Here is a 7,192-nt window from a genome sequence, read left to right as displayed (position 1 = left end):
CCGGGACCCCCGGCGGGGGGCCGCCGCCCCGCTAAACCGGGGGGGGGCGGGGGGCCCACGCCGACGTCACAGCTACTGCCACGCCATTTTTGCAGAACTTGACGCACACAACTGCGAAAGCGGCTAGGCGTAATCTCCCCCCTCGAGGGGGAGATGGCCGGCAGGCCAGAGGGGGTCGCCTCGCGTGAAGCGCCAACCTTCTCTTTCGTCCCACATGGCGTCGCGCCAGGACGTACTGACCCCCTCTGTCGCCTTCGGCGACATCTCCCCCTCGAGAGGGGGGAGATTTGCGCTCAGCCGCTTTCGCTAACAAAAAAGCCGCCAGGTTTCCCAGGCGGCCTTCGATGAATTTCTCGACGACGTCGCTTAATTCAGCTTCGACTTCAAATCCTGCAGCGAGGCGTTGAAAAGGTCGGCGCCGGCCTTGGCGTCGATCTTGCCGGCCAGCAGCGCGCGCGCGGCTTCGACCGCGATGTCGACGGCGCTGGCGCGCACTTCGCCGATCGCCTCGCGCTCGGCCTGGCCGATCTTCTGCTCTGCCAAGGCGGTACGCCGGGCGACATAATTCTCGGTCTTCTTGTGCGCCTCGGCGGCGAGCATGTCGGCTTCGCGCTTGGCGGCGGCGACGATGGCCGCGGCCTCCTGCTCGGCTTCCTTGCGCTTGCGCTGATATTGGCCGAGCAACTGCTGGGCCTCTTCGCGCAACCGGCGCGCTTCCTCGAGTTCGCTGCTGATCTTGTCGGCACGGGCATCGAGCGCCTTGGCGATCATGCCCGGCACCTTGATGTAGATGGCAATGCCGAGGAAGATTATGAGGGCAACGGTTGCCCAAAGCGTCGCGAGAGATGTGGCGTCCATGATGCGCTCCTCACCCGGCCACGGATTTGACCGCGGCCGCGATCTCGGCCTTGCTGGCCTTGCCGCCGACCAGCGCCTCGACGATGGCCGAAGCGGTGTCCTCGGCGATCGTGCCGACTTCCTTCATGGCATTGGCCTTGATGGAAGATATGCGCGCCTCGGCCTCGCCAAGCTTCTGGTCGAGGGCGGCTTCGATCGTCTTGCGGGCAGCCTCGGCTTCCGCCTTGGCCGCATCGTTGGCCTGCTGGCCGATCGCATTGGCCTTGCCCTTGGCTTCCGCCAATTCCTGCTCATAGGCGGCAACGGCGGCATCGGCCTCGCCTTTCAGCCGGGCAGCATGATCGAGATCCTGCGTGATGCGGTCGTTGCGCACGTCGATGATGCCGCCGACGCGCGGCATCACTACCCGCTTCAAGAAGAGGTAGAACAGCCCGAAAGTGATTGCCAGCCACAGCAGCTGTGACGGGTACGTCGCCGGATTGAATGGCGGGAACGTGCCGTGCGCCTCGGCAGGCACGCCGGTGGCGGCGTGCGTTTCGCCTTCCGTTGCGGCGGGCGCGGGCTCTTGCGCAAAGGCAGATGTCACGAACATGGACTATCCCCGAAATTCAGACCCGTCGCAGGATCGCGGCCGGCCTGTTCAATTCTTCCCAATGTTCAGCCGAACAAGTATTCAGCCGAACAGGGCGAGAAGCGCGATGAGAAGCGAGAAAATACCCAGCGCTTCGGTCACGGCGAAGCCGAAAATCAGGCGGCCGAACTGGCCGTCGGCGGCCGACGGGTTGCGCAGCGCGCCCGCCAGATAGCTGCCGAATATGTTGCCGAGGCCAATGCCCGCGCCGCCCATGCCGAGGCATGCGATGCCGGCGCCGATGTACTTTGCTGCTTCTGCGTCCATTTGTTCAACTCCTTTGGATCTAAAATTCCGTTGCAAATTCGATCCGGCGGCAATGCCGGAAACCTTGTTAGTGCCCGGGATGCAGGGCGTCGTTGAGATACATGCAAGTCAGCACGGCAAAGACGTAGGCCTGCAGGAACGCGACCAGCAGCTCCAGCGCCGTCAGCGCCACGGCCATCGCCAGCGGCAGAACCGAGCCCGCCACGCCGACCGCGCCGAGCGCGCTCAGGCTGACGACAAAGCCCGAGAACACTTTCAGCGTGATGTGACCGGCAAGCATGTTGGCGAACAGACGAACCGAGAGGCTGACCGGACGCGAGACGAAGGAAATCACCTCGATCAGCACCACCAGCGGCAGCAGGTAGACCGGCACGCCATGCGGGACGAACAGCTTCAGGAAGCCAAAGCCGTGCTTGGTGAAGCCGTAGACGACGACCGTTCCGATCACCAGCGCAGCGAGGCCGAAGGTGACGATGATGTGGCTGGTGATGGTGAAGAAATATGGGAACAGGCCAAGCAGGTTGGCGACAAGCACGAACATGAACAGCGAGAACACGAAGGGGAAGAACTTCATGCCTTGCGTGCCCGCGGCGTCCCTCAGCATATTGCCGACAAATTCATAGGCCATTTCCGAGACCGACTGAAGGCGGCCGGGAACGAGGCTGCGGCTCGACGTGCTGAGGTAGAGAAACGCCGATGCAACAGCAACCGTCGCAAGCATAAACAGAGCCGAATTGGTGAAAGACAGGTCGTAGCCGCCGATGTGAATCGGAATGATCGGCTGAATCTGGAACTGGTGGATCGGATCGACCTTGTCAGCAGCCACTTTAAATCCCCATCGAAGCCGCAGACGGCTTGAGTATCCTGTTCAATGCGCCGGCATGCGGCGCCTCAATTCATTCTTTCGGATCGCGCGGTTTGTCGCCCGTTCCGAATTCCGACACAAGCCCGGCTGAACGCAGGACATTGAGCACGCCGGCGCCAAAACCCAGCAACAGCCCGACTATCAGACCCCATGGCGATGTCCCCGCCACGCGATCGATAAACCAGCCGAGAGCCGCGCCGACCACTATCCCGGCGATGAACTCGCTGGACAGCTTGAGCGCCTGGCCGTACCCGGCCACACTGCCCGCTTTCGCGTCGTCTTTCCCCTCGAGCCGGTCCGGCCGCCTTGTCGCAAGCGATGCTTCAAGGTCGCGCCGACGGCGCTCAAGATCGTCGTCGCGGATGTCGGCTTCATGCTGCTTGCCGCGGCCGGTTTTTCCGGTTCCGTCTGGCCCATTCTTGTCGGCCACGCAACCCCCCTGCCCGGTCAGACCGTCACCGTCCGTCCGCTTCTTAAAGTCGCCGGCAACATAGTTAGAGGGTCCGCGCCCGTCAAGCCACGAGCGGACGTTCAAGCTCAAGTATTTTTTCGTTATAAATCAGCTACTTGCTTGGGTGCGACATCGTGCCCGACGCGGTCTCTGGCGGGCTGCGGCCGAATCCCCACGACGACGGGTCTTCGATCGGCCGCTCTCCCGCGAAAGATGCAAGGGCTGCCCGAGCACTCAGCTCCAGCCGCCGCCATAGGTGCGGTAGAAGATATGCAGGCCGATCCTGGTCATTTTCTTCATCGTCCTCGCCCAGCCCGGATGGACGTAGTTGGCGTAATAATGGGTCGACGAGCCGACTTCCGGAATGAATATCTTGCCGGCTGTGACAGCCATGGCGACATCCTGGGCGGTCTTGTAGGCGGCGGGATTGTCGATGCGCTTCTTCCTGCCGTCGCAGGCGAAGGAAAACTGGCAGCGGTTGAACCAGTTGTCGTTCTGGTAGACGACGCCGCAGATCGAGTTCGGATAGGCCGGGTTGCGGACGCGGTTGAGGATAACCTGGGCGACGGCGGCCTGGCCGCGCACGGATTCGCCGCGCGCCTCGAAATAGATGCCGTTGGCGAGACAGGCCTGCTCCGGTTTGGAAAAGACGCTCGCCGGCAGCGGCGTCTGCATCCAAGAATGATCGCCCTTGCTCAGCGGTGGAATGAAGCGGCCATCGTTCGGGTCCTCGTCCTGCAGCAAGGCCTCGAAAGGCGATGCCTTGGCATAGTCGGGAGCCGACGAGGCATAGGCGGTTGCCAGCACGTCGGGATGATCGTTGTTGACCAGCGCGGCAAGCATCGCCGGCACGCCGGGATCCGGCTTCTTGTCGACGCGCGTGTGGAAGGCGGCGGCGATCTGGATTTCCTTGCCTTTGATCTCGGGCTTGGCGAAAGCCATCCTCAGGCCGCTGTCCATGCTTGGGCGGAGCAGTGAGGAGGTGCGCTCGAAGATCGAGCCGGCGTTGAAGTTCTTCGGCGGCGAGACGGGCGAGACCTGGATGATGCGGCCCTTCTTGTCGGCACGCGTGATACGGTTCTCGTCCGGCGTCGTGCCGGCGATGCCGCCCTTGCCGCGAAACGAGACGGAGCCGATGCCGGGCAGTTGGACGCCGGAGCCGGAGAGCGAGCCGGTGCTGCTGGAATCGAGGAAGGGCATTTCGGCGGCGTGAACGGAGCCGGCGACGGACTTCTCGACATAGGCGTTCCAGCGGACGCTCGGCGCCTCAAGGCCGGAGACCAGGCTTGTCATGTCCTGATAGGCAGCGACCGTCGGAAAGCCGATCCAGATGCCAAGGCCAATAATAAACGGAGATAGGAAGGAACGTTTTTTGTCACCGGCGGCGGCGACAAGCCGCGTCAAAACACGTCGATGCACGGAACTCTCCAGAAACGCAACGGACCCCACTGGAGAGCTACAATGATGCATTAACCTTGATGGGGCGTTAACAGCTTAGAACGTTGTTTTCCCATCTCATGTCGAAGTCAGGCGCTTTTGCGGCCATCGCTTGACGGAAGAAAGATCGGCCAGGCGATCAGTGCGCAAATAGCCGCACCCAGCCAGACGCCTGCCCACGAGCAGAGCACGAGAAGTCCCGGAATGGCGATCGGCACCAGGAAGAAGGCAATGAAGACCAGGCTGTTGGCGAGGCCGAGCGCCGTTCCGGCCTGGCTCGCGCCGGCCAGCGTCGCAAGCTCGGTGTAGGCGACGCCATGCCAGGAGGAGACGCAAATGCCGGCCACGACCAGCATCGCGACGATCGCCGGCGACAGCATCGGCACTTGGCCTGACAAGAATTGGGCCGCCAACAAGACGAGCGCCGCAAGCACGGTGAAGGCGATCAGGCTCAACAGGCTGCACAGACGCAGAAACGACCGGCGGTTGCCGTGACGGTCGGTGTAGCGGCCGCTCCAGACGCGCATGACCATGGCGCCGACCTGCACGGCGGCGAGGCTGGCGCTGATCACGGCTGTTCCCATGCCGGCGAAATCATGCAGGAAGACGGAAGCAAAGGTGAGCACCGCCACCTGCGGAAAGCACAGCAGGCCGATGGCTGTTGCGATGCGCCAGACGGCCGGGTTGCGCAGCGGCGCCGGGCCGGCCGGCAATGCCGTGCTGCTCGAATTGGTATCGTCATGCACCGGTGGCTGATGCAGCCAGCGCCAGGCGAGAAAGGTCGAGACGGCGGATGCAGCCGCCAGAAGTCCGAAGACCGCCGTGAAGCCATGGGCCGAAGCGAGCGACGGCAGCACGAGCGCGCCAAGCCCGCCGCCAAGCGGCACCGCTGTCTGCCTGATGCTCATGGCAAAGCCGCGCTCGCCCTCGCCGAACCAGGCCATGATGGCACGGCCGCTGGAGCCGTTGACGCTGCCGCCGAGCAATCCGGTGACCAGCAGGGCAGCGGCGAGAAGCGCGATGCCAGGAATGTGGGCCGGTGACGGCACGATCAGCGCGGCCATGACAAGCAGCCAAACCGCGGTTGCGCCGAGCCCGGTCAGCAGCACGCGGCGGTCGCCCCAGCGATCGGTCAGCAGTCCCCACGGCAATTCGCTCAGCGCTACGCCCAGGCCGAGAAGACCAAGCGCCATGCCGAGTTCGCCATTGGAGAGATGATAGCCCGAGCGCAGGAACACCGCCGTCGCCGGAATGCCGGAGAAGGTCGCGGAAAAGCATGCATTGGCGGCGACGCCGATGCCCAGCACCTTCCAGCGATGATTGGCTCGAAGTGCCGCCGCTTCCGACGGGGCGGCAACGGCGCCTGGGCGAAGCGGTTTGCAATCTGGTCCTGTGGCGACAGCAGACATGGTCCAGCTCCTGCATGGGCTGGTTGCGTTCGGTCTTGACGCGCTGTCTCTATCGCCATAGCTTCGTCCTGAATATCAGGAAGTTTTTGACGTAATGTCCCAAATATCAGGATTATTGTGCCATGCGACGCGTGACATTCGATCTCGACGTCCTGCGCAGCTTCGTCACCGGTATGGAGTTGGGCAGCTTCGCCAAGGCCGCCGACCGGCTCGGCCGCTCGACCTCGGCAATCAGCGCACAATTGAAGAAACTGGAGGAGCAGGCGGCGACGCCGATCTTCCGCAAGTCGGGGCGCAGCCTGGCGCTGACCGAGGCAGGCGAGACCATGCTGGGCTATGCGCGGCGGCTGATCGAGCTCAACGACGAGGCCGCGTCCGCCATCCACGACGTCGAGCTGGAGGGCTGGGTGCGGCTTGGATTGCAGGAGGATTTCGGCGAGGCGGTCCTGCCGGAGGTGCTCGGGCGCTTCGCCCGCGCCCATCCCAAGGTCAAGATCGAAGCCAGGATCGCACGCAGCCACGAGCTTGCCGAACGGATCATTTCGGGCAGCCTCGATATCGCGCTTGCCTGGCACAATGGCGCGACGCTGCCCTACAGCCGGCATGTCGCCGACGTCCAGATGCGCTGGATCGGCCCGGCAAAACAGATCGAGACCAGCCTGCGCGATCGCGAGCCTTTGCCGCTGGTGGCGCTCGAAGCGCCGTGCCTGCTCCGCAGCGTGGCGACCGAAACCCTGGACCGCGCCGGTCTGGCATGGCGGATGGCCTTCTCCAGCCCGAGCCTTGGCGGTATCTGGGCAGCCGTCGCCGCCGGGCTCGGACTGACGATCCGCACCGATATCGGCCTGCCGGCCACCGTCAGGGCGATGACGCCGGGGATCGCCGGGCTGCCCGCTTTGCCCAAGATGGCGCTGTTCCTGCATCGCAAGGAGGCCGAGCCCGACCCGGTGGCGGCGCGGCTTGGCGACATCCTGCTGCAGGCGGCGCTGGAAGCGTTGCCGGGAAGTGGCGACGCGGATGGTCTGAGGAAAGCGGCTTAGCGCAGACGAGCGCTCGCGATCCCTCGCGCCCCCCCTCTGTCCTGCCGGACATCTCCCCCACGAGGGGGGAGATTAGCGCTTCGCCGTCCCACCCGTCTTTCGGCGCTGGAGATTGGCTAAAGCGGAGAGGACGGCCAATCTCCCCCAAATGGGCAGGGGAATCGCATATGGCGATTTTGGGGTTGAGTTTAGGCTGAGAAAGGATTCTTTGGAGAGGCAGTTGAGCGAAGGAGC

Annotated in this window: 8 protein-coding genes; 1 reads left to right on the top strand and 7 read right to left on the bottom strand. The window is 63.9% G+C overall.

Annotated features, from left to right (window positions below):
• Positions 1 to 366: 366 nt before the first annotated feature.
• From NKH43_RS34925 to NKH43_RS34895, 7 genes are all read right to left on the bottom strand, one after another.
• Positions 367 to 858 (bottom strand): F0F1 ATP synthase subunit B, encoded by a 492-nt coding sequence (locus NKH43_RS34925; RefSeq protein ID WP_352862016.1) that lies wholly within the window; start codon positions 856 to 858, stop codon positions 367 to 369.
• A 10-nt stretch (positions 859 to 868) separates the two neighbouring features.
• Positions 869 to 1,450, bottom strand: coding sequence for a F0F1 ATP synthase subunit B (locus tag NKH43_RS34920; protein WP_352862014.1), 582 nt, complete (start codon positions 1,448 to 1,450; stop codon positions 869 to 871).
• Positions 1,451 to 1,531: 81 nt separating this feature from the next.
• Entirely contained in the window at positions 1,532 to 1,756 is a 225-nt protein-coding gene (locus NKH43_RS34915) for a F0F1 ATP synthase subunit C (protein ID WP_006206606.1), read from the bottom strand.
• Positions 1,757 to 1,823: 67 nt separating this feature from the next.
• Positions 1,824 to 2,582 carry a F0F1 ATP synthase subunit A gene (locus NKH43_RS34910; RefSeq protein WP_023716853.1) on the bottom strand — a complete coding sequence of 253 codons (759 nt, stop codon included), beginning with the start codon at positions 2,580 to 2,582 and terminating at the stop codon, positions 1,824 to 1,826.
• Between the two features lie 70 nt (positions 2,583 to 2,652).
• Complete coding sequence (locus NKH43_RS34905; RefSeq protein WP_023716852.1) at positions 2,653 to 3,051, bottom strand: AtpZ/AtpI family protein; 399 nt, start codon at positions 3,049 to 3,051, stop codon at positions 2,653 to 2,655.
• 255 nt (positions 3,052 to 3,306) lie between these two features.
• The gene (locus tag NKH43_RS34900) at positions 3,307 to 4,491 is read right to left on the bottom strand and encodes a cell wall hydrolase (RefSeq protein WP_023716851.1); all 1,185 of its coding nucleotides are present in this window, start codon (positions 4,489 to 4,491) and stop codon (positions 3,307 to 3,309) included.
• A gap of 107 nt (positions 4,492 to 4,598) precedes the next feature.
• Positions 4,599 to 5,918 (bottom strand): MFS transporter, encoded by a 1,320-nt coding sequence (locus NKH43_RS34895; RefSeq protein WP_352862012.1) that lies wholly within the window; start codon positions 5,916 to 5,918, stop codon positions 4,599 to 4,601.
• Between the two features lie 122 nt (positions 5,919 to 6,040).
• On the opposite strand from NKH43_RS34895, the gene NKH43_RS34890 reads away from it, so the two are divergent.
• Positions 6,041 to 6,958, top strand: coding sequence for a LysR substrate-binding domain-containing protein (locus NKH43_RS34890; RefSeq protein WP_352862010.1), 918 nt, complete (start codon positions 6,041 to 6,043; stop codon positions 6,956 to 6,958).
• The last annotated feature ends 234 nt before the right edge of the window (positions 6,959 to 7,192 follow it).

The sequence above is a fragment of the Mesorhizobium sp. M1163 genome (assembly GCF_040318415.1).
Classification (GTDB): domain Bacteria; phylum Pseudomonadota; class Alphaproteobacteria; order Rhizobiales; family Rhizobiaceae; genus Mesorhizobium.
Note: the sequence above shows the minus strand (reverse complement) of the source record. Positions and strands in the feature narration are given on the sequence as shown.

Excerpts from the sequence above, each read along its gene's own strand:
- NKH43_RS34890 (WP_352862010.1), top strand. The coding sequence starts at position 6,041 with ATGCGACGCGTGACATTCGATCTCGACGTCCTGCGCAGCTTCGTCACC.
- NKH43_RS34915 (WP_006206606.1), bottom strand. The coding sequence starts at position 1,756 with ATGGACGCAGAAGCAGCAAAGTACATCGGCGCCGGCATCGCATGCCTC.
- NKH43_RS34895 (WP_352862012.1), bottom strand. The coding sequence starts at position 5,918 with ATGTCTGCTGTCGCCACAGGACCAGATTGCAAACCGCTTCGCCCAGGC.
- NKH43_RS34920 (WP_352862014.1), bottom strand. The coding sequence starts at position 1,450 with ATGTTCGTGACATCTGCCTTTGCGCAAGAGCCCGCGCCCGCCGCAACG.
- NKH43_RS34925 (WP_352862016.1), bottom strand. The coding sequence starts at position 858 with ATGGACGCCACATCTCTCGCGACGCTTTGGGCAACCGTTGCCCTCATA.